16 protein-coding genes and 1 riboswitch are annotated in these 23,343 nt (G+C 56.1%); of the genes, 3 read left to right on the forward strand and 13 right to left on the reverse strand.

All coding sequences use genetic code 11. The features are described from left to right. Positions 1-29: 29 nt before the first annotated feature. On the forward strand, positions 30-1,181 hold the full coding sequence (locus DQG13_RS11640) for an SLC13 family permease (protein ID WP_220094365.1): 1,152 nt from the start codon (positions 30-32) through the stop codon (positions 1,179-1,181). Positions 1,182-1,232: 51 nt separating this feature from the next. Here DQG13_RS11640 and DQG13_RS11645 read toward each other — a convergent pair whose 3' ends face one another. The 12 genes from DQG13_RS11645 to gcvT form a co-directional block, all read right to left on the reverse strand. Continuing rightward, positions 1,233-3,188, reverse strand: coding sequence for an S-layer homology domain-containing protein (locus tag DQG13_RS11645; protein ID WP_258525632.1), 1,956 nt, complete (start codon positions 3,186-3,188; stop codon positions 1,233-1,235). Positions 3,189-3,363: 175 nt separating this feature from the next. Further along, the gene (locus tag DQG13_RS11650; protein ID WP_113019927.1) at positions 3,364-4,206 is read right to left on the reverse strand and encodes a carbohydrate ABC transporter permease; all 843 of its coding nucleotides are present in this window, start codon (positions 4,204-4,206) and stop codon (positions 3,364-3,366) included. A 15-nt stretch (positions 4,207-4,221) separates the two neighbouring features. After that, positions 4,222-5,163, reverse strand: a complete 942-nt coding sequence (locus DQG13_RS11655; RefSeq protein ID WP_113019928.1) for a carbohydrate ABC transporter permease — start codon at positions 5,161-5,163, stop codon at positions 4,222-4,224. A gap of 355 nt (positions 5,164-5,518) precedes the next feature. Then, positions 5,519-7,303: an ABC transporter ATP-binding protein gene (locus DQG13_RS11660; protein ID WP_113019929.1), complete on the reverse strand. Its 1,785-nt coding sequence runs from the start codon at positions 7,301-7,303 to the stop codon at positions 5,519-5,521. A gap of 158 nt (positions 7,304-7,461) precedes the next feature. Further along, on the reverse strand, positions 7,462-8,796 hold the full coding sequence (locus tag DQG13_RS11665) for an ABC transporter substrate-binding protein (RefSeq protein WP_113019930.1): 1,335 nt from the start codon (positions 8,794-8,796) through the stop codon (positions 7,462-7,464). 85 nt (positions 8,797-8,881) lie between these two features. Further along, a complete protein-coding gene (locus DQG13_RS11670) occupies positions 8,882-10,474 on the reverse strand; it encodes a response regulator transcription factor (protein ID WP_113019931.1) in 1,593 nt (530 codons plus the stop codon). Next, a complete protein-coding gene (locus tag DQG13_RS11675; protein ID WP_113019932.1) occupies positions 10,467-12,260 on the reverse strand; it encodes a sensor histidine kinase in 1,794 nt (597 codons plus the stop codon). Before DQG13_RS11675 ends, DQG13_RS11670 begins: the two co-directional genes overlap by 8 nt. A gap of 178 nt (positions 12,261-12,438) precedes the next feature. Continuing rightward, positions 12,439-14,025 (reverse strand): gamma-glutamyltransferase, encoded by a 1,587-nt coding sequence (gene ggt / locus DQG13_RS11680; RefSeq protein WP_113019933.1) that lies wholly within the window; start codon positions 14,023-14,025, stop codon positions 12,439-12,441. A gap of 503 nt (positions 14,026-14,528) precedes the next feature. Continuing rightward, positions 14,529-14,915: a glycine cleavage system protein GcvH gene (gcvH, locus tag DQG13_RS11685; RefSeq protein ID WP_113019934.1), complete on the reverse strand. Its 387-nt coding sequence runs from the start codon at positions 14,913-14,915 to the stop codon at positions 14,529-14,531. A gap of 81 nt (positions 14,916-14,996) precedes the next feature. Next, a complete protein-coding gene (gene gcvPB, locus DQG13_RS11690) occupies positions 14,997-16,457 on the reverse strand; it encodes an aminomethyl-transferring glycine dehydrogenase subunit GcvPB (RefSeq protein ID WP_113019935.1) in 1,461 nt (486 codons plus the stop codon). Beyond that, positions 16,454-17,812: an aminomethyl-transferring glycine dehydrogenase subunit GcvPA gene (gcvPA, locus tag DQG13_RS11695; RefSeq protein WP_113019936.1), complete on the reverse strand. Its 1,359-nt coding sequence runs from the start codon at positions 17,810-17,812 to the stop codon at positions 16,454-16,456. The genes gcvPB and gcvPA overlap by 4 nt, the downstream gene beginning before the upstream one ends. Positions 17,813-17,847: 35 nt before the next feature. Further along, the gene (gcvT, locus tag DQG13_RS11700) at positions 17,848-18,981 is read right to left on the reverse strand and encodes a glycine cleavage system aminomethyltransferase GcvT (RefSeq protein WP_113019937.1); all 1,134 of its coding nucleotides are present in this window, start codon (positions 18,979-18,981) and stop codon (positions 17,848-17,850) included. A gap of 271 nt (positions 18,982-19,252) precedes the next feature. Beyond that, positions 19,253-19,355: riboswitch (glycine riboswitch) on the reverse strand. A 192-nt stretch (positions 19,356-19,547) separates the two neighbouring features. On the opposite strand from gcvT, the gene DQG13_RS11705 reads away from it, so the two are divergent. Both DQG13_RS11705 and DQG13_RS11710 read left to right on the forward strand, forming a co-directional pair. After that, positions 19,548-20,951 carry a TrkH family potassium uptake protein gene (locus DQG13_RS11705; protein WP_258525634.1) on the forward strand — a complete coding sequence of 468 codons (1,404 nt, stop codon included), beginning with the start codon at positions 19,548-19,550 and terminating at the stop codon, positions 20,949-20,951. A 117-nt stretch (positions 20,952-21,068) separates the two neighbouring features. Continuing rightward, positions 21,069-22,223, forward strand: coding sequence for a DUF2264 domain-containing protein (locus DQG13_RS11710; protein ID WP_113019938.1), 1,155 nt, complete (start codon positions 21,069-21,071; stop codon positions 22,221-22,223). 71 nt (positions 22,224-22,294) lie between these two features. Here the strand turns inward: DQG13_RS11710 and DQG13_RS11715 are convergent, their stop codons facing one another. Further along, a complete protein-coding gene (locus DQG13_RS11715; protein WP_113019939.1) occupies positions 22,295-23,311 on the reverse strand; it encodes an AI-2E family transporter in 1,017 nt (338 codons plus the stop codon). Positions 23,312-23,343 lie beyond the last annotated feature (32 nt).

The raw sequence follows: 23,343 nt of genomic DNA on the forward strand, positions 1-23,343 counted from the left end.
CATCTCCCTACGAAGGAAGTTGTCCCGACATGATGAAAACCGACATTCCATTATTCAACCTGCGCACCCCGGCCAGGCTGTGGCCTGCGGTCAAGCAGGAGGCGGTGCTGGCAACCGCCTTCGTCTGCGCCGTGCTGACCATGTTCTTCGTCCCGCCGTCCCCCGCTTATGTGGGCTATATGGACTTTCGGGTGCTGGCCCTGCTGTTTTGCCTGATGGTTGTGGTAGCCGGGGTGCAAAGCTGCGGCTTATTCGATGTTCTCGCCCAGAAGCTTCTGTCCGGGTCCAAATCCATCCGGTTGCTCTGCCTGTTGCTGATCCTCATGCCCTTTGCCGGCTCCATGCTGATCACCAATGATGTGGCTTTGCTGGCCTTTGTGCCCTTCGCCATCGTCGTCCTGGACATGATCGGACGCCCGCAATACCTGATTCTGGTGATTACCGCCCAGACCCTTGCCGCCAATTTGGGCAGTATGGCTACACCCATAGGAAACCCGCAGAATCTGTTTTTGTATTCCAAATATCATATTTCCATCGCGTCATTCCTCACGGCCATGCTGCCGTATACGCTTCTCAGTCTGCTGGCGCTGGCGCTAATGGTGTTTCTGTTTAAAAAAGAAGCCATCGAAGTCCGCTTCGACACTCCCCGAACCATCAGCAATCCGCGTCAGGTATATCTCATGTCGGGGCTGTTTCTTTTATGCCTGCTGTCCGTTCTGCATGTGATCCATTACGGCGTCGTGCTGGCGCTTGTTCTGGCGGCTATGCTGCTTTTTGCGCGGGATCTGTTCCGCAAGGCGGATTACAGTCTGCTGGCCACCTTTGTGTTCTTCTTCATCTGTGCGGGCAATATCGGACAGATGGAGCAGCTCCGGCATTTTCTCAGTTCCATTATGGCTAAAAGCACCCTGGTTTCCTCCGTTCTGGCCAGCCAGCTCATCAGCAACGTCCCCGCCGCCGTCCTGCTCTCCGGCTTCACCGACCGCTGGAAGGAGCTGCTGATCGGCGTGAATGTAGGCGGCTTGGGCACCCTCATCGCCTCCCTGGCCAGCCTGATTTCCTTCAAGCTCTACCTCAAAACCCCCAAGGCCCGGCCGCTCAAATATTTGGGCGTGTTTACAGCGGCCAATGCCGCGGGACTGTTAGTGTTAATGCTTGCCGCCGGGCTGTGGAATCATTAAGCACAGGAACCCCCTGCAAAGTCCGCTATGGCTCTGCAGGGGGTTGGCTTTTTAATCCTGATATACGCTTCGGGTGACGGAGATGGATTTGCCGTACTTGTTGGTGGTGAGGATGACAAACACGTTCTCGCCCTTGTTCAGACTGATATCCCTCGAAAACTCTCCGTTCCAGTTGGGAAAGAGCTTCTCATCGTTTAGATACACGTTAGGGCTACTATCATTAGAGTCTTTTACCGTTCCAGACAGTGTGATTCGCTTGAGGGTAGTCCGCAACGGCAAATAATCAACAGTTAGTGTAGGGGCCGCAACAATATAGAATATTGTTCTTTTTTCTATCACAGTCTTTCCTGAGGCGTTTACCGCCCGGATTATCAACACATTATCCCCTTCTGTCAATGTAACGGTTTTGCTGAATTCCCCATTCCAGTTCACAACCAGCTTTTCATTATTCAAATAAACCACGGGATCATTGTCATTTTTGTCTTTAACTTTACCGGTTAGAGTAACATTGCCTACATTTACCGTCAGCGGAACATCATAAACCCTCAATTCCGGTCCATCGGATTCAAAAATGACTGTTTTGACAATGGTGGTAATTTTGCCTTTATTACTCTCGGCTCTGAAGGTCAAGGTGTTCTGCCCGTCGGAGAGGGTCAATTCCTTGGTGAACTCCCCGTTCCAGTTCACGTAAAGCTTCTCCCCGTTCAAATAAACCACGGGATTCCGGTCATTGGCATCCTTTACACTGCCGGTGATGGTCAGCTTGTTATTGCTGGTGCTTTCCGGTATATCGCCCAGCTTCAATACCGGAGCGCCCGAGTTGAAGCTGATGGTTTTGACCACTTGCGTAACCTTGTCTGAGGCATTGACCGCTTTGAAGGTCAGGGTGTTCACACCCTCCTTCAGCTTGACGGTTGTGGAGAACTCCCCGTTCCAATCCGGGTAAAGCCGCTGCTCATTCAGATAAACATACGGATTGCGGTCGGTCGTATCCGTTACTGTACCGGTAATGGAGACAGACTCTTTATCCGAAGTCTCCGGGATGTTGTGCAGCTTCAGTTGGGGACCGGCCACCTGGTAGGTGATCTGCTTGCGCACGGTGGAGGCTTTGCCGCTGGAGAGCTTGGCAACAACGGTTACACTGTATACCCCTTCCTCCTCCAGGCTGTACCCTTCCTTAAAGGCTCCATTCACCACATCCACTGCGGTTCCGTTAATGGTAACCTTCGCCCCTTTGCTGACTGTGCCGGAAACATAGAAGGTGCCGCTGTCCGTTTTTTCCGGCATGGTGACTGCCAGGGAAGGACCGTCGGCCTGATCCTGGACAGAGGACTTGATGACCTTGTAAAGCAGGGTGGCCACCTCAGCCCGGGTAATGGGATTCTGCGGCCGGAAGGTTCTGTTCTCATAACCGCTGATCAAACTGTTTTCCGCGGCAATGGCCACATAATCACGGAGACCGAAGGAAATGTCCTCCACATCGACAAAGCTTCTTCGCAATACGTTGGAATCCCTAAGGTCATCAGTGGTGTAGCCCAGGATTTTGACCAGCGCTACGGCCACGTCCTCCCGGGTGGCCCGGGTATCCGGGCTGAAAAACGCCTGCCCCTTGGGCGGATAATAGCCTGTCAAATATTCTTTGGTCGCCTCTATGTAGGAATAAGACCATCTGTCGTTCTGGACATCGCTGAAGGTCGGCGCGTCCTTGTAACCCAGATTCAACGAAAAAGTAGTGGCGATAAGCTTGGCAAACTCCTCCCGGGTAATGGAATTCTCCGGCTTAAAGGAAGAATCGTCATACCCGCTGATAATTCCCTTCTGCGCCATGTCATAGATGGCATCATTGGCCCAATGGTTGGATACATCCACAAACACAATATTCTGGTTGATGGTTCCTCCATCCACGGCCTGGTTTTGCAGCACGTTGCCTTCCGCGTATGCCAAGGGCATCACCGGCAACAGGCAAAGCGCCAGCATGAGCAACAGCACCCTCTTCAAATTCTTCACTGCACATTCTCCCTCTCTGTTTAAGTGGTACATGGATAGCCGGAATGGAAATAATCGGCATCATCCATATATTTCAATATAACGCATTTCCGCCCGTCCGGTTTCATTTTCGCAAAAAAAGCAAAATACCCCATCAGCCCGGCTTGCGGCGGATGGGGCACTTGGTTTTGGCGGTTTATTGCTTCAGGCCGCTGGTGCTGATGCCGTCCACAATGTACTTTTGGAAGATGAAGAAGATGGTGCAGATGGGTACCAGAGAGAGCGTCGCCATGGCGAACATTCCGCCCCAGTTGTTGACGGATTCTGCGTCCAGGAACAGCTTCAGAGCCAGTGAAACGGGATAATTCTCCGGACGGTTCAGGTACAGAAGCGGTGTCAGGAAGTCGTCCCATCTCCAGTAGAAGGAGAAGATGGTGGCGGTAATCAGCGCCGGCACAATCAGCGGCAGAATAATCCGGAAGAAGATGCTGTACTTGGTGCAGCCGTCAATCTTGGCCGCCTCATCCAACTCCCGCGGGATGGTGCGGATGAACTGCATGATCAGGAAGATGAAGAAGGGTGTGCCGAAATAATGGGGGAGAATAACCGGCTTGAAGGTAGACAGCCACCCCAGCTTGGCGTACATGATGTACTGCGGAATCACAACCACATCGTTGGGCAGCATCATCACGCCCATAACGCAGGTGAACAAAATGGCGCTTCCCTTAAAGGGAATGCGGGCCAGGCCATACGCAACCAAAGCCGAGGAGCAAACGGCTCCGATGGTGGAAAAAGTGGCGATAAACAGCGAGTTTTTGAAGAAGGTGGCAAAGGTAGTGTTGGCGAAGCCTCTCCAGCCGGTTACGTAATTGTTGAATTCCAGACGGCTGGGAATCAGGGAAAAGGCATTGCCGAAGATTTCATCATTGGGCTTCAAGGAGCTGGAAATCAGCCACAGGATCGGATAAAGCATGATGATGGCTATGGCGCCGATAATGATATGGTACAGGTACGGTTGTATTTTTTTGTTGAATGTCATGGCCTCTTCCCCCTCCTATTCGTAATGGACCCACAGCTTGGACAGCCTAAACAGAGTGAACGTGATAAGCGCGATAATAATCAGCATCACCCATGCCATAGCCGAGGCATAACCCATGTCGAAGAAGCGGAATGCCTTTTGGTACAGGTACAGCGAGTAAAGCAAGGTATTGTCCAGGGGACCGCCTTCGCCTCTGGAAATGATGTATGCCGGCGTAAAGGTCATAAACGCGGAGATAGTCTGCATGATCAGGTTGAACAGGATGATCGGGCTTAACAGCGGCAGAGTGATATTGAAGAACTGGCGCACCTTGTTGGCTCCGTCTACGGATGCCGCTTCGTAATAGGATGCGGGAATATTCTTCAGACCGGCCAGAAAGATCAGCATGGAGGAGCCGAACTGCCAGACGGACAACGCAATCAGTGTGTACAGTGCCGTTCCGGGATTGCCGATCCAGTTGGTGGAGACATCGATGCCGATAGCGCCCAGCGCCGAATTAACCAAGCCCTTGTCACCGAAAATTTGCGACCACATGATGGCCACGGCCACGCTGCCGCCGATCAGGGAAGGCAGATAGTAGGCGGAGCGGTAAAAGCCGATGCCCTTGATGGCGTTTTTCAGCAGCATAGCCACGATCAAGGCGAAGGTGAGCCGAAACGGCACGCTCAAGAATACGTAGGTGAAGGTCACCTGGAAGGACTTCATGATCTTGGCGTCGTCGGTGAAAATCTTTTGGTAGTTGTCGAAGCCGACCCAGTTGGGAGACGACATCAGGTCGTAATTGGTGAAGGAATAATACAAGGAAGACAGGATGGGATACAAAGTAAAAATTAAAAACCCGAGAAGAAAGGGAGCCGCGAATACGTATCCGACGACATTATCGTTATCCAGAAACCGGGCCAGGCGGCCGGTTCTGCGAGCACCCGCTTTCAGTTGCCCGGCGTTTGCTGTTTTCATGTGACTCAACTCCTTTGAAGGTATGTCGGCCTGCTTGTTTGCTGTCTCTTCATACTTTTATTATCCGTTAAAACGGCTCTTGTTAGAATTTAAAAAACCGTTTACTTTGTACAAAAAACAGAGAAAAGAACGGGGAGCCGGCGGGATGGCCGGAGGGCGGAGAGCGGGGTTCAAATCCGCTCTGTTTCACGAAATAACGGCTCCTCAGTCCGCAGAAATGAATATCTAGTGGTTTTCTGCCAAATAACGGCTTCTGAGTCCGCACAAAAAAATCCGCCCCCCGCGATTTGCGGAAGTGCGGATCATCTTTAATTTTCTGCTGTCTCTGCTATCTCTGCTGTCTCTGCTGCCTCTGCTATGCCTGCAATTGCTTCAACTGATAAAACTCTCCCCGCCGCTCCAGCAGCTCGCTGTAGGTGCCGATTTCGGCTACCCGGCCGTTTTTCATGACGACAATCCGGTCGGCGTCGCGGATAGTGGACAGGCGGTGGGCCACAATGAAGGTGGTGCGGCCGCGGATCAGCTCCTGCATGGCCTTCTGCACCACATGCTCCGAGATATTGTCCAAGGCCGAGGTGGCCTCATCCAGCAGGATGATCTCGGGGTCGCGGATCATGGCCCGGGCAATGGCAATGCGCTGCCGCTGCCCGCCGGACAGCTTGCCGCCGTGCTCGCCGATGAGGGTATCCAGGCCGTCGGGCATTTCGGCCACCACATCCTGAAGATTGGCCATATGCACCACTTCCATAACCCGCTCCTCCGGCACATTGTCCAGCCCGAAGGTAATATTGCTGCGGATGCTTCCGGAGAAAAGCACCGTGCTTTGGGGCACCACCGCCAGCTTTTGCCGGTACAGCCGCATATCCAGCTCGTCCATGGGAACGCCGTCTACCAGAATGCGGCCGCCGGTGGGCCGGTAGAAGCCTACCACCATGCTGAGCACCGTGGATTTGCCGGCTCCCGATTCTCCTACAAAGGCGATGCATTCTCCGGCTTTGACGCTTAGGTTGAACTCGGACAGCACATGCTTGTCGGTGTCCTTATAGCTGAACCGCACATTCTGGAATTCGAATGCGCCGCGGAACGCCTCCACTTTCCGGGTTCCCTGATACTCCTCCACCTGATTGGAGGTAAGCACCTCGGAGATGGAGTGGATGGATTCGAAGCCCCGGGCAAATTGGGGATAGACGCTCAGGATAGCGTTCAGCGAAGAAAGGATGGTGGCGAAGAAGCCCTGGTACATCACCACATCGCCCACCGGAATCTGGCCCCTGTAAGCCATGACGCAGGTAAAGCCGAGACACAGCGCCTGGAACAGGGTGAACACCACCCAACTGGAAGCGCCGAACAAGGCTTCGGTAATATCCAGCCGGTAGCCCTTGCCCTTCAGCTCATGAAGGGTATTGTCCACCTTCTCGATTTCAAACTCATCCAGCCCATGGGCCCGGGTGACGGGAATCATCTCCACCGTCTCCGCCACCTGGCCGGACATATGCTCGATATGGCGGCGGAATTCCCGGTTGCGGCTGCGGATTTTTTTGCGGAAGGAGGTGATCAGAACAGCGCCGCAGGGAATCACCAGGATAAAAAAGGCGGATACCGTCAGGCTTTTGGTGACCGTCAGCACAATGGCGATCAGCACATTGGTGATGGCCGGGATAAAGGAGTACATCATCTGCTTGGAAAGGGTTTCAATCGCTTCCACATCGCGGAGCACCTTGGATTGCAGCTTGCCCGAGCGCAGATCGGAGTGATACGACATGGACAGATGCTGGAGCTTGCGGATCAGTGTCCCCCGCAGCCCCGCCTCCACCTGCCGCGACGAGCGGCTCATGAAGCTGACATGGATCACGGCAGAGGGAATGTTTTGGATAATAACAACGGCCAGCACCGCCAGATCAATCCACAGCCAATTCAGATTCTCCGGCTTGGGTCCGCTCAGGCGGTTGATCATATCCGCCGTAACAATGGGGATGACCCAGGTTGGCGCATGTTTTGTAATGTAAAAGATAAGGGATATTAGCAAATTTACCCTCAAACCCTTGTACAGCAGCAAAAGGGTGCGAAACGGGCGGTCCTTGCGCAGGCTTCCATTCATGAATAAATGCTCAAAATCCAGCGGCTTTCCCAGGTTAGCCATGTTTTCTTTTTCTCTCCCGTCCTTTTTGTTGTCTGTTTTCCCAACATACCATCCCCCATATTAGAACTGTCCCGAGCGGAAGTCAATGGTTCTTCCTTCTATTGATCGAGCAAATAAAAAGAAAAAACCTCCGGATTTCTCTCCGGAGGCGCTCATTCTTATTTATTCTTGGCAAGAACCGCGTTGGCATCCTTGCGGAACTTGGCTGCGGCATCGGCCACGGAAATCTTCTTGTAGATGATTTGCTCGCTGATGTCCTTCAACAGCTTTTCCACTTCCACGGAACCCACAGGGTTCGGGGGGTCCATCGGGCTGCTGTTTTGCTCGGCCCAGGCTACGAAATCGAATACCTTGATTTCAGCGGGGGTCAGGAGGGGCTTCAGCGCTTCCTTCACCTTGGAGGATACGGGAACGCCGCGTTCGCCCTTAATGATCTTGTTGGCTTCGATATCATTGATCCAGAAATTGATGAACTTGGCCGCTTCTTCCTTCTGCTTGGAGTTCTTGGTGACGGAGAAGTACATGCTGGGCTTCAGGAACAGACCCTTGTTGGCCCCGGGACCCGGCATAGGCTGCAATTCCAGGTCGCGCTTGGCGGTGCTTTGCAGAAGCACAAACTGGTTGGACCAGCCTACAGTGGAGATGGAATTGCCCATAACCATTTCGTCTTCTTCCGGTGTGCCCTTCTTGGTAGCTTCCTTGTCCAGAGTCAGGAGAAGGCCGCTGTCATACCATTTTTGGTACATGGTGAAGTAGTCCACAAACGGCTTGTCGTCGGTATAGGCCAATCCGGTGCCGTCTTCCTTGTACATCTTCATGTCCAGGGTGCGCAGATAGTACGGGAAGTATACGTCATGCCGGAAGCCGCCCATAATCTTGCCCTTGCCCTTGGCTGCTTCGCCGATTTTGGTCAAATCATCCCAGGTCCAATCCTTCTTGGGGGTTTCGATGCCCAGAGTCTTCAGCATGCCGAAGTCCATAGTGATGCCTAGGGCATTGACGCCCAGATTCATAGCCACCAGCTTGCCGTTTACCTTGCCGCCGTCAACGGCGTTTGCGCTTACGCTGGACAGGTCCAGAATGCCGTTTTTGGTGTACGGAGTCAAATCCTCAAGCTGGTCGCGTCCGCCGTATTGGGTCAGGTAGGAAATATCCATCTGGATAATGTCGGGAAGCTGATTGGCGGCCGCTTGGGGAGCTAGCTTCTTCCAGTAATCATCAAAAGGCGCGTACTCCGATTCGATGGTCACATGGGGATTTGCCTTTTGGTACATTTCGATAACCTTCAAGGTGTAGTCATGTCTGGCTTGGCCGCCCCACCAGGCGATCCGCAGTTTTACGGGATCTTTCTTGGCGCCTGCTGCGGCCGATGCTGCGCCTGCAGTGGGGGCGGCGCTGGCTGCTCCCGAATCCTTCTTGTCCCCGCCGCCTCCGCAGCCGGCTGCAGTTACCAAAAGAGCAGCGGATAAAACTGCTGTAAGTGTCTTTTTCACATTTATTCCTCCCCTTTATATTAAAGCAAGTTTGGAAGTGCTTTCATTCCTGACACTGTTATTATCCGCTATTTCGCTCCAACTTTTAATCCAAAAATCCGTCATCCTTGTTTAAAAAACCGAGTTGTGTGGGAGATTTCATATATTCCGAAGGGGTGCAGCCTACCACTTTTTTGAAAACCTGGCTGAAATACTGGGGATTATCTCCGAAACCCAGCTGCTCCGCCAGCTCGAAGATCTTCACATCCTCATTCTGGGCGATCCGTTCCGCCGCCTTTTTGATCCGCTGCTTAATGACATAGGTGGAGAATTTGTCCCCCGTTTCCTTTTTGAACAGCTTGCCCAGGTAGTCCGCATTCATGTACAGCATTTGGTTGGCCACCCAGTTGAGCGACAGCTCCGGGTCGGAGATATGCTGCTCAATGATATCCAGCACCTTGCCGATAATGGCGGAGTGCTTTTGCTTGTTTTGCTCATAATGCTTCTTGGCGATTTCCCCGGCTACCTGCAGGAAGGTCTGCTGGATGCCCGGCAAAGTGTTGGTCTCCAGCAGCTGGACCAGCTTGTTCATGTACCGGGTAATATCCTCCTTGCCGCCCTGGCGGATCATGGCCATGTAGCTCTGGATGATGTAGGACTTGGAGGTATGGAGATCCTGGCGCATCTCGGCCACCTGGCGGAACAACCGCTGGATCGTCTCCTCGGCATGTTCGGTCTGGCCGGATTTGAGCTGGAGCAGGAAGCTCTCCTCGTCGAAGGGCAGCTCGGCAATAACCGGCGTTTCCGGAGCCTGGATGTCCCGCAGGGTGATCAAGCTCCCTTCGCCCAGATAGAAGCGGTGGTTCAGGCATTCCAGGGTTTGCTTGTAAAGCAGCCTCGCCTGGGCCATATCTCCGGGTTCGCTTAAGGCAATGGTCAGCCCCAGCTTATAAAAGCCCTGAAAGGTCTGGCGGATATCCGCCATCCGCTGGTAGGTTTCCTCCGTATGCCCGTCGTCCTCAATCAAGAGCAGCACCTGATGGCCTACAGTGGAGCTGAGCAGCGGCCTGTCCAGAATTTCCTCGGCAATATTCTTCACGGCAAACAGATGCTCAAATTCAAAAGGCCCCTCCAGCTGAAACAGAATCAGCCGGACCCGGCGGTTTTCCCAATGCAGGTCGAAAAGCTTGCAATAATAGTCCCAATCCTGGCTTCCATAGGTTTTATTGGTAACAAATTCCTTAAGAAACTGTTCCTTCACATGGGGCATCACCTTTTCCAGACGATGCTTCAAATTTTGGACAAACTGCTCCTTGCCCTCATGCTGCCGAATGTCCTCCGCCAGCTCCTTCAGGGAAGCCTCGATGACGGACTCATTGCAGGGCTTGAGCAGATAATGCTTGACGCCATACTGCATGGCGGTTTTGGCGTAATCGAATTCGCTGAAGCCGGAGAGCAGGATAAAGCGGATATCGGGATTGATGGCGTTCACCTTGGCCACCAGCTCCAGTCCGTCCATGCCGGGCATGCGGATATCGCTGATAATAATGTCGGGCGGAGTAGACATGATGAAATCCAGGGCCTCCAGCCCGTTGCGGGCGGTTCCCGCCAGCTCCGTGCCGCAGCTCTGCCAATCGACGATTTGCGAAATGCCGGTCAGGATGATGCGCTCGTCATCCACCAACAAAACCTTATACATGGCTATCCTTCCTTTCCAGCGGAATATGAACCAGAACCCGCGTGCCCCGCTGCGGCTCACTTTCCATTTCCAGCCCGTAACCTTCTCCAAAAGCCAGCACAATCCGTTCCCGGATATTCGATAAGCCAATGCCGTTGCCCTTGGACTGCACCTCGCCGCGGCGCACCCGCTCCAGCATTTCGGGGGCCATGCCCGGCCCGTTATCCTCCACGGCCACCAGCAGATGATCCGACTCCTCCCGGGCGCGGATGGTGATATGGCAAGGGTTCACCATAGGCTCCAGGGCATGGTGGATGGCATTCTCCACCAGGGGCTGCAGCGTAAGCTTGGGGATGGGACAGGAATAAAAATGCTGGGGCACATCCTGAGCATACACCAGCCGCTCCTCGAAGCGGGTTTGCTGGATGGTCAGATAATGGCGGATGATGTCCAGCTCCTGGCCCAGGGTTACGATAGACTCCTTCTGGCTGATGGAGTTCCGCAGCAGAAACCCGAGGGATTCCACCATCCGGGAAATTTGCGGCTGGCCGCCCATTTTGGCCTCCCAATTGATGGACTCCAGGGTGTTGTACAAAAAATGGGGGTTGATCTGGGCCTGCAGCGCCTTGAACTGGGTCTCCTTGATGGTCAGCTGTTTGGCGTAATTCTCATGGATCAGCTCGTCAATCTGCTGGATCATGATCCGGAAGGTCCGGTGCAGCTGCCCCACCTCATCCTTATTCAGATTATTGCCCACCGTCAGATCGGCAATGCCCTCTGTGGAAAAATCCCCTTTTTGCACCTGCTTCATTCTGCCAATCAGCTCCTCGATGGGACCGGTTATGCCTTGGGCCACCCGGAAGGCCAGCAGAATAATCACTAACATGCTGGCGGAGAAAACGGCGATCAGCAGATTTTTCATCCAGGAAATCCGCTCAAAAATGCTGTCGAAGGGGATAATGCTGGAGTAAATCCAGCCAGTATAGCCCGATATCATCTGAGATACAAAAATCTTATGGCCGTTTTCATTCCTCACTTCATAAGGCTTGGCCAAAGGCTTCTGCAAAAAGTCCTGCTGGGAGCCCACAAGGGAATCCGTGCCGGAAAAGATCAGACCCTTGCCCGTGGAAATCAGCAGCTCCCCGGAGGCCAGCTCCGAGCCGGCAGCCACATTGTGGACAACCTCGTTTATGCGGACGCGGACCACCAACACCCCCAGCGTCTCCAAATCCAGTCTCAGGTTAGAGTTATAGGAGCGGATGAGCCGGACAGCCACCAGATAGGGATCCCCTTCCATAGGAAGCATCCAGCGCATTTTGCCTTCTCCCAGGCTGGCCTCATTCCAGATGCTTCGTTTGTATTCCTCTGTCCAGATCGCCTCCCGGCCGGCAGAGATAATGTTGCCGGACAAATCCATAATGTCCGCGGTGGCCATATATTTTTCGGAGCCGGCAGATTGAACCAGGCGCACAATGATGTCATCGCGGATTTTGTGGCGCTCGTAATTCATTTCGGAGGGATCGGCCCGGAGAGCGTTCAGGCTGCTCTGGATGGTGGGATCGATGGCGATATTGAAGCTGGTATTTTCAATGCCTCTAAGCTCATTCTCAATACTGTTGGCCGTCAGGTTCAGCACCTGGGAGGAGCGTTCGTAAATCTGCCGGTCATAAATGGAATAGGCATATTGAAGCACGCCGTAAGTCAGCATAATACAACCGATCATAATGGAAAAAAGCATAATAAACAGCTTCAGCTTAATCCGCAGGTTCCGGTAAAACTGTGTAATGGAATGGAATAGCTTTCCCATGCTCCACCCCTCTCCGGGAATTTACCCATAGATATTCCCATTTTCATTATACCGGAACCATGGGGTTGTCCAAAGGGAAAAAGCAGTGCCGAATGTTGAAAAAGCCGACTTGAAGCCATCCCTTTGTTTGGGATGGCAAGCGGCTTTACTCATGTATATGCTGCTGCCCGGCGCAATCTCACCACCCGATGACGGAGCCGTCGCCCCGCGGGTCTGTTCCTCCCTCCAGGCAGCCGTTCTCATTCACCCGAATAGCGTGGACGTGGCCCATAAGCCTGTCGAAGGGCTTCACTGTTTTCACCTGGTGCCCCGCCTGCTTCAGCTTGTCCATCACCTCGCCCGGCAGCCGCTTTTCCAGCTTCAGCTCCGTGGCCTGCTCTCCCCAGGTCCTCCCCCACAGCCAGCGCGGCTCATTAATCGCCTCCTGGGGGTCCATGCCGTAATCAAGCATCCGGGTAAGCATCGCCGTTTGGGTCTGAGGCTGGCCGTCGCCGCCCTGGCCTCCGTAAAGAATGGCCGGTTTCCCCTCCCGCAGGGCCATGGCCGGCATCAGGGTGTGAAAGCAGCGTTTGCCCGGCTCCAGCACGTTGGGATGCCGCGGGTCCAGGGAAAAGTGGGAGCCCCGGTTTTGCAGCAGGATGCCGGTATCCCCCGCCGTCACCAAGGAGCCGAATTCATGGAAAAGGCTCTGCATGAAGGAAACCGCATTGCCGTCCTTGTCCATCACAGCCGCAAACGCCGCGTCTTCCCCCATGGCCGCTGCTTTCCGGTCCGCAGCCGCCCGGCTCAGGCTAATATCGGCAAACCGGCTGCAGGCGTAATCCTTGGACAGCAAGCGGTCCAACGGAACGGGATGGAATGCGGGATCGGCAAGGTAACGGTCCCGGTCCTGCAGGCCGGTCTTCAGCGCTTCCACCAGCAGATGGTAATATTCATAAGAGCCGTGGGGAACGGCGCTTATGTCCGTATGCCCGAGTATATGCAGCGCCAGAATGCCGGCAAAGCCTTGGGAGTTGGGAGGGGCCTGGCAGATTTCATAGCCCCGGTAGGCGCCGGTGACAGGCAGGGTCCAGTCGCCGGAATGGGCAGCGAAATCCTCCATGGTCAGCAACCCGCCCTGTGCCTGCAAATCCTCCGTAATAGCCCGGCCAAGCTCCCCCTTGTAAAAAACATCCCTTCCGCCTGCCGCCAGCTTCCGCAGGCTTTCCCCCAGCTGCCGCTGGAAGAGCCTCGTACCGGTCTGGGGAATCTTGCCCCCGGGCAGGTACACCCTGGCCGTGCCGCTGTGCATGGAAAGCATCAGCGCCCGCTCCGACAGGGCTCCGTGCAAATGGGGGGCCACAGGCATGCCGTCGACGGCATAGCGGACAGCCGGCTCCAGCACCTCTGCCAGCGGCATGGTGCCGTACTCCCGCAGCACCGCCTCCCAGCCGTCAACCATTCCCGGCACGACAAGGGCGCTTTTGGGGCCCCGCGCAGGAAGCACCGCCTCCCCGGCAAACCGCTCGCGGGCCGCCAGACGGCCGGCACGTCCGCTGGCATTGTACACCCGGACGGCTCCGTCCCCCCGGTGGTAGGTCATCCAAAAGGCGTCCCCGCCCAGCCCGGCCATATGCGGATACACCACCGCCAGACAGGCGCTGACTGCCACCGCGGCATCAAAAGCATTGCCGCCCTTCATGAGCATCCCCGCTCCGGCGGCAGTAGCCAGATGATGAGGACTTACAACCATCGCTTCCGTACCCGACACAGCTTTAAGGCTCATCATTGACCACTCCTTGCTTCATCTCTTAGTTAAAATAATAATCGTTGTTCAAAAAATTTTCATCTTTTTGAGGTAAAAATCCCAGGTTCTCCCCACTATCCCCTGCGCTCAGGCACTCTACGCTCCCCCCGCTGGCACCTGCACTCCGAGTACCCGTTTTCGTGACTCCCCCTGCACTCCGAGCACCCACACCGTTTTCTTGGCTCCCCCTGCACTCCGAGCACCCACACCGTTTTCTTGGCTCCCCCTGCACTCCGAGCACCCACACCGTTTTCTTGGCTCCCCCTCCCCTTAAGGTCACTCCATCGCCTTTCTCTACTATCCCCTGTACTCAGGTTTGGGCTCTAATTGGCCCATACCGTTGAGGATACAGCCTCTTCCTGAGCGAAGGGGAGAGTATGCGAAGGGCGGGGAAAACCCCTTATACAGCACAAAACACCGTTTGCGCTTCCCGGAGGAAGCGCAAACGGTGTCCCATGATACCCTATAGAGCACTAAACCAATTATTCCACAAGGGCCTTGTAGGCTGCGGGATCAAGCAGGCTGCCAACCGCCGCCGCGGCGGACTCCACCTGAATTTCCGCAATCCACCCGCCTTCGTAGGGTTCTGCATTCACCAGCTCGGGCTGATCCAGCAGGGCTTCATTCACCTTAATCACCTTGCCGCCAACCGGGCTATAGAGGTCGGATACCGTCTTTACAGACTCGATGGAGCCCAGGCTGTCCCCCGGCGCAACAGCTGCGCCGATCTCCGGCAGCTCCACGAACACAATATCGCCCAACTGGATTTGCGCATAATCCGTAATCCCGATGCGTACGGTGTTTTCGTCTGCGGCCAACGCCCATTCATGCTCTTCCGTGTAGCCCAAACCTTCCCTGATCTCGCTCATCTTCCTACGCGCCTCCTCATTTCGCCTTACCTTATATATTCTCTTCGCCGCCGGATATGAAATTCCCTGCTGACCGCGGCGTCATCCGCAGCTGCAGTTAAGCACCGGCTTCCGGGCCGCCGCCGTTTCATCCAGACGCTTGACTACCGTTTCGTAAGGGGCGTTTTTCACCAGCTCCGGGTCCCGGGCCGCCTCCTCCACAATCTGGATCATCGTGTCGATAAACCCGTCCAGCGCCTCCTTGCTCTCCGTCTCCGTGGGCTCGATCATGATGCACTCCTCCACATTCAGCGGAAAATAAATCGTGGGCGGATGATAGCCGAAATCCAGCAGCCGTTTGGCCACATCCAGCGTACGAACCCCGTACTGCTTCAGATTTTTGCCGGAGAGGACAAATTCATGCTTGCACACGCCGGGGTACGGCACATAGAAGTAAGGCTCCAGCCGCTTGCGCATATAGTTGGCGTTCAGCACCGCGCATTCGGACACCCGCTTCAGCCCCTCCGGGCCGTAAGAGCGGATGTAGGCATACGCCCGAACCAGAATCCCGAAGTTGCCGTAATAGGATTTCACCCGTCCGATGGAGTCGGGACGGTGCCAATCCCAGAAGTATGCGCCATCCTCCTCCCGGCGGCCCACCACAGGCTTCGGCAGGAAGGGAATCAGCTTCTCCTTTACCCCCACCGGCCCTGCGCCCGGTCCTCCGCCGCCGTGGGGAGTGCTCATGGTTTTGTGCAAATTGAGATGGACCACATCGAAACCCATGTCCCCCGGCCGGGTAATCCCCATAATGGCGTTGGAGTTGGCGCCGTCATAATAGAGCAGGCCTCCGGCCTCGTGAACAATCCCGGCAATCTCCGCAATGTTGCGCTCGAACAGCCCCAGGGTGCTGGGGTTGGTCAGCATCAGCGCGGCGGTGTCCGGGCCAACCGCGGCCTGCAGCGCCGCCAAATCCACCATCCCGCCTGCATCGGAGGGGATGGTCAGGGTCTCGAAGCCAGCGGCGGTGGCGCTGGCGGGATTGGTGCCGTGGGACGAGTCCGGCACCAGCACCTTAGTGCGCCGTTCGCCCCGGCTCTCATGGTAGGCGCGGATGAGCATCAGCCCGGTCCATTCGCCATGGGCGCCGGCGGCCGGCTGCAGGGTTACCGCGTCCATGCCTGTGAGCGCGGCCAGGTCCTGCTGCAGCGTGTACAGCAGCTCCAGCGCGCCCTGCACCGACGCCTCCGGCTGGTACGGATGAATCCGGGCAAAGCCGGGAAGCCGGGCGGCGTCCTCGTTCAGCTTGGGGTTATATTTCATGGTGCAGGAGCCCAACGGGTAAAATCCGTTGTCCACACCGAAATTCCGCCGGGACAGCTCCGTATAATGGCGGACCACATCCACCTCGGACAGCTCCGGCAAGGCGGCGGGAGCGGTACGCAGCAGGCTGCCGGGAATCGCCTCCGCCGGATCAGCCTCCGGCACGTCGCACTCCGGCAGGGAATAGGCGGTTCTGCCCGGCTTGCTCAATTCAAAGATCAGCGCTTTTTCCGGTTTCATAGACAAGCCTCCAGTTCCCGCATGAATGCGTCAATTTCATCCTTGGTCCGCTGCTCCGTCACGGCTACCAGCATATGGCCGACCAGCTCGGGATAAGCCAGCCCCAGATCATAGCCGCCCAGGAAGCCCTTCTCCAGAAGCTTGGCATTCACCGCTTGAATGTCTGCACCCTCCGGCAGCCGGAGGGAGAACTCATTAAAGAAGGGGGCCGCAAAAGCAAGCTGCACCCGGGAGTCCCCGGAAGCCGCCGCCAGCCCGGCCGCATACCGCGCTTTGCGGTAATTCAGCAGCGCCGCCTCGCGGAAGCCCTCTTTGCCCATGACGGACATATAAACCGATGCGCACAGCGCCAAAAGCGCCTGGTTGGAGCAAATATTGGAGGTGGCCTTCTCCCGGCGGATATGCTGCTCCCGGGCCTGAAGCGTCAGCACGAAGCCGCGCTTGCCGTCCTTGTCCACGGTCTGGCCCACGATCCGGCCGGGCATCCGGCGCATCAAGGCCTCCGTTACCGCGAAGAAGCCGCAGGTGGGACCGCCAAAGGAGGCGGGGATTCCCAAAGGCTGGGCATCGCCTACTACAACATCCGCCCCCAGCTTGCCGGGGGATTCCAGAAGGCCCAGGGACAAGGGGTTCACGCTCATGACCAGGAGCCCCTTGGCCTGATGGATCAGCGCTTCAATGGCGGGAATATCCTCCAGATGGCCGAGGAAATTGGGGGTCTGCACCAGAACGGCGGCCGTGTCTCCGTCAATGGCGGCAGCCAGCTTTTCCAGATCGGTGACCCCGTCCTTGAAGTCTGCCTCCACCACCTCCAGATCAAGGCCGCGGGCTGTGGTGCGGACAATCTCCCGGGCTTCGGGATGGACAGTCCGGGTTACCACGATCTTCCGCCGTTTCACCGCTCCCGCCGCCAGCGCCGCCGCCTCGGCCAGGGCTGTCGCCCCGTCGTACATGCTGGCGTTGGCCACCTTCATCCCGGTAAGCTCGCAAATATAGGATTGGAACTCGAAAATCGCCTGCAGCTCCCCCTGGCTGATCTCCGGCTGGTACGGCGTGTACGCCGTATAAAACTCGGAGCGGGAGATCAGATGCTGGATCACCACGGGCACCTGATGGTCATACAGCCCTGCTCCCAAAAAGGAGGCATAGCGTTCAAAGTCCGCATTCCGTCCCGCAAGCTCCTTCAGATGCTTCATTAATGCCGGCTCGCTTAAGGGCCCGGACATGGGCAGGGTGCCGGCATATTTCACTTCGTCGGGAATATCCGCGAACAGCTCCGCCACCGACTGCGCGCCGATCACCTCCAGCATTTCCTGCTCATCCGACCGCGTCATAGGCAAATACCGATGCTTCATATGGCTCTTTCCTCCTGTCTCCTGGTTGAAATCTCCTATTCCGCCGCGCCTCTCTTGTAGAACGGCGTTTTCACTACCTGGGCCTTAAGCCGTTTGCCGCGGATTTCCACCCACACCTCCGTATCGGGGGCGCTGTATTCCCGCTTCAGCAAGGCCAGGCCCACATTGCGCTTCAGCGTCGGCGATTGGGTGCCGGTGGTGACTTCACCGATCTGCTCTCCGTCCGGTCCGGCATAAACCGGATAATGGCTGCGGGGGATGCCTCTGTCCAGCATCTCAATGCCTGTAAGCTTCCGCGGCAGACCCGCCTCCTTTTGCTTCAGCAGCGCCTCCCGGCCGATAAAATCCCCTTTGTCCAGCTTGACAAAAATACCCAATCCCGCTTCCAACGGGGTAATCTCCCGGGAAAGCTCCTGGCCGTAGAGGGGCAGCCGCGCCTCAAAACGCAGCGTATCCCTGGCCCCCAGGCCCACGGGAACCAGCCCGTCATCCTTGCCCGCAGCCAGCAGGCCGCGCCAGACAGCGGCGGCGTCCTCCGCCCGCAGATACAGCTCAAAGCCGTCCTCCCCGGTGTAGCCGGTGCGGGAGATCAGCGCCTGAACGCCGCAAACATGGGCCTCCTCCACAAAGTGGAAGGCCGCCAGCTCCCCTGCCGGGGCATCCGTCACCCGGGCAAGGATACGCGCCGCCGCAGGCCCCTGAAGCGCCAGCAGGGCGGTGGCGTCAGAGCAATCTGTCAGCTCCACCGCGGGAACCGCCGCATCCCCCGCATCAGGCAGATGGCTCTCCAGCCATTGGAAATCCTTGCCGATGTTGGAGGCGTTGACCACCAGCATAAACCGCTCCTGCCCCAGCCGGTAGATGAGCAGGTCATCCACCACGCCGCCCTCGGGGTAACACATGAGGGTGTATTGGGCTTGCCCCGGGAGCAGCCGGGAAACATCATTGACTGTCACCCGCTGAAGGAACTGCTCGGCTTGCGGTCCCGTCACCAGGAACTCGCCCATATGGGACACATCGAACAGCCCCGCCCGCCGGCGGACCGCCTCATGCTCCGCCTGAATGCCGGAAAACTGCACCGGCAGCTCCCAGCCGCCGAAATCAATACAGCGCGCTCCTTCCGTTTCCCCGTAGCAGGGGAACAAGGGCGTTCGCTTCAACCCGTCCATGCCGCCACCTCTTTCGCCGCAAATTTTCAAACAAAACAATAAAAAGGACAGGCAAAAGGCCTCAAAGGGAACCACCCGTTGCGTGCACGAATAGATCCGGTAGCCTTCCGCTCTGTCCCTTGTACCTGAGAGTTGCCTTGCCTGCCGTCCGGATGTACCATAACCTTCATCCTGCCATACCATAGGCCAGGAACCCGGTTATTCCGGAGTCAAGTTTCCCCTTGGGTGATCCCATACACGCACAAGCCGCATGGGATGCTCTCCAGAGTTGCGTCCGGCAGAGGTCCTTTTGCCTGAGAGATTCACCTGCTGCCAGGCTTACTCCTTCGGCGCCGCCTCTCCATCTTACAGGCGATCTCTCCCGCTGCCATCATCCGCCTATTCTGTTGTAGTTTGCCGTCTTAAGCATCATTATAAACGTCAGCCCAAGGAAGGCGCAATGAAACTTTCACAGGAATTTCACCATTTTGACAAAAGCACCGATTTCCCTTATGATGAGGCCAATTCCAGCTATTTTCCGCTGCTTGCAAAACGGCAGACAAGCCGCCATCAAGGAGATATGCGTCGTGATCAAAAGCATAAGCGGCCGGTTACATCCGGTCAAACGAAGCTACGAGCAATTGGATATTTACTTCAACCAGGTCAAAAACAAAATCAGCCCGCCCCAGCTGGTTACAGCCATCTTTATTATCCTTATTCTGGCGGGCACTGTTTTGCTCTCCCTTCCCCACGCAGCGGAAGACGGGGAATCCGTCGGATTCCTCAACGCCTTTTTTACCGCCACCTCCGCCGTATGCGTAAACGGCCTCATCGTCATGGATACGGGAAGCTCCTTTTCCCATCTGGGGGAGGTTGTCATCATGCTCCTGATTCAGGTGGGCGGTCTTGGTTTTATGACCATGGGCGTGATGGTGGCCATCATATTGGGCCGCAAAATCGGTCTGAAGCAGCGGCTGATTCTCCAGCAGACCACCCAGTCCACCTCCGTTCAGGGGTTGGTCCGGCTTTCCCTGCATATGGTGGCCATTTCCTTCGTCCTGGAGACCGCAGCCGCCATTATTCTGGCCCTGCGCTGGCAAGGGGAGCTGGGCTGGGGCCGGGCTTTCTATTACGGCATCTTCCATGCCGTATCCGCCTTTAACAACGCCGGTTTTTCCCTGTGGCACGACAGCCTCTCCCGGCATATCGGCGATCCGGTGGTGAACCTGACCATTACCCTGCTGTTTCTCACCGGCGGGTTGGGCTTTATCGTTGTGGTGGAGGTGCTGCGCAAACGCTCCTGGCGAAAGCTTTCCCTTCATTCCAAGGTAGTGCTGCTGGGTTCGGCCATCCTGACCCTTTTGGGCTTCCTGCTGGTATTCCTGCTGGAAAGCTGGAATCCGGCCACCTTCGGCAATTTGAGCTGGCCCGAACGGCTGTTGGCCGCCTTTTTCCAAGGGTCCGCGCCGAGAAGCGCCGGCTTCAACTCCATTGAAATCGGGCAAATGCTGTCCGCCACCCAGTTTCTGACCATCATTCTTATGTTCATCGGCGCCGCATCCGGCGGTACGGGGGGCGGCATCAAGATCAACACCTTCATTGTGCTGGTGCTGGCTACCTTCAATACCTTCCGGGGCGGCGGCCAAATTCATGCCTTCGGCCGGAAGATCAACCAGGAAACGGTGATGCGTGCCCTGGCCGTAACCATGAGCGCCATAGCCGGGGTGCTGATTGTCACCATGGCCTTGACCATTACCGAGGATCTGATGCATGAGCAGTTTCTCTCGATTCTGTTTGAATCGGTTTCCGCCTTCAGCACCACCGGCATGTCCATGGGGCTGACGCCGGAGCTTTCTCCCGCAGGCAAGATGATCGTAACCATCACCATGTTCGCCGGAAGACTGGGTCCCCTGACCTTGGCCTACGCCCTGTCCCAAAAGAAGCGGGTATCCAAAATCGGCTACCCGGAGGACAATATTCTTATCGGCTAGAGCAGGCAGCCCGGTTTGACGGAGGAAGAACGTTTTCCTTGACGCTGCCGGACAAGACTCCTAGACTAGAGGAAGCAACATGTGGAGGTTTGTTTTCTTACAAGGGAGGAAAAAGGAATGTTACCAGGCCTTGAAGACCGCAAGTATTGGGTGGAATCGCTGACGGGCATTGCCCGGCCGGTATTGGAGCGGCTGGCTCAACGGGAGCTGAAGGCGTACATGCCGGTGGAATGTGAAGAAGGGGTGCTTGACCGGCCCAGCTTTTCCCATCTGGAGGCCTTTGGCCGGACCATGACCGGCCTTGCCCCCTGGCTGGAGATGCCCGCTGTAGATCCTGAGGAGGAGCGGCTGCGCCAGGAATTCGCCCAATTGGCCCGCTTAAGCCTTGATGCCGCCACTGACCCGGACTCGCCGGATTACATGAATTTCAGCTACGAATACCAGCCGATTGTGGATGCGGCCTTCCTGGCCCATGCCATTCTCCGGGCTCCCGGGGAGCTGTGGGACAAGCTGGACAGCCGCGTCCGGAATAATCTGGTGGCGGCCCTGAAGCAGACCCGCAGCCGCAAGCCCTTCTTCTGCAATTGGCTGCTGTTCGCGGCCATGATCGAAACGGCGCTGCGGCACATGGGCGCAGATTGGGACCCCATGCGCATCGACTATGCCCTCCGGCAGCATGAGCAATGGTATGCCGGCGACGGGGGGTACGGGGACGGGCCGGAATTTCATTGGGATTACTACAACAGCTTTGTGATCCAGCCGATGCTGGTGGACATTATCCGTTCCGTTGGCAGCGCCTCTCCCGACTGGGCAGCCATGACCCCGGCCATTCTCCGGCGGGCTGTGCGCTACGGCGAGATTCTGGAGCGTTTTATCGCTCCGGACGGAACCTTCCCCCCTATCGGCCGGTCTTTGGCCTACCGGTTCGGGGCCATGCAGCATCTCTCCCAGATGGCGCTGCAGCACACCCTTCCCGCCGGGGTATATCCCTCCCAGGTGCGCTCCGCTCTGACAGCCGTGATCCGGCGGACCCTGGCTGTGCCGGGCACCTTCGACAACGAAGGCTGGCTGCGCATCGGCTTCACCGGAAGCCAGCCGGATGTGGGGGAGCGGTATATTTCCACCGGCAGCTTGTACCTGTGCACAGCCGTATTCCTGCCCCTGGGCCTTCCGGCGGGAGACGAATTCTGGTCGGATGAGCCCCGGGAATGGACCTCCGTCAAAATGTGGTCCGGCCAGCCCGCTCTGCGGGATCATGCTTTAGGGGAATGAAAAACGAAGAAAACCGCTCCGCGGCAGCGTTTGCCGAAGAGCGGTTTTTTTGCATGTTCGTTGGGAGAGGGTCAGGCCTTGGGTTCATCCAGCACCGACACATCGAGAATATCGAGAATGAAGATAAAGATGGGGATACCGATAATAAAGCCCCATACCCCCAGATAATGCTCGGAGAACAGCAGAATCACGAAGGTATAAAATACGGGAAGGTTGGTTTTGGAGGACATCAGCTTGGGATTCAGGAAATAACCCTCGATGAAGTGGAGGACGGTAATCATCACGATGACATAAACCACCATCAGAATGCCGTCCAAGGTATATCCGATAATTCCCAGGGGAACCAGGGAGATCATCACTCCCGCCACCGGAATCAGACTCAGCACAAACACCATAATCCCCAGGGCAAACAGGTACGGGAAGCCCAGCAAGGATAATCCCACAACGGTAAAGGCGGTATTGAACAGGGCAATCATAAACTGCGCTTCAATCACCTTGCCGAAGGAACGCACGAATTTCCGGCCAAAATATTCCATCTCCTGGTATAACCAGCCGATTTTGCTGTGGCGCAGCTTGGAGGTGAATTTCACGATCCGGTTTTTCTCCAGAATGAAGAAGAGACTTAGGATCAGCGCCATCAAAAAGGTCGTACCCCAGTTGCTGATAATCAGGATGTAATCAAAGCCGTGCTGGAGATAGGACTGAAAATTCATTTGCTTCAAAGCATCCGCAATATATTGGGAAACCGTGTTGTTGCCGGGGGGATTGCCGGCGATCTTGATCAGATAGTCGGACAGCTGCCTGATCTGGGATACGATTTTGGGGGAATACATAACAATCCCCAGGGTAACCAGACCCACCACTCCCAGATAGAGCAGAATGACCACCACATGGTACGGCACCTTGAAAAACCGGTTCAGCCATGCGGTAATATGGGACTGCAGGCTGTTCATGATGAAGGTGAATAAAAACACCAGCAGCACCAGATTCAGCATATCCCTCATAAAGTACAAGAGAATGCAGATCAATCCCAGAATAGAAAAGCGTTTCATTGTCGGATTTGAAAATAAACTCCTGAAATAATCCATTGCCACTGCTCCTGTTCACTGAGGGCTTAATC

It is taken from the genome of Paenibacillus sp. YN15, assembly GCF_003285005.1.
Lineage (GTDB): Bacteria > Bacillota > Bacilli > Paenibacillales > NBRC-103111 > Paenibacillus_AR.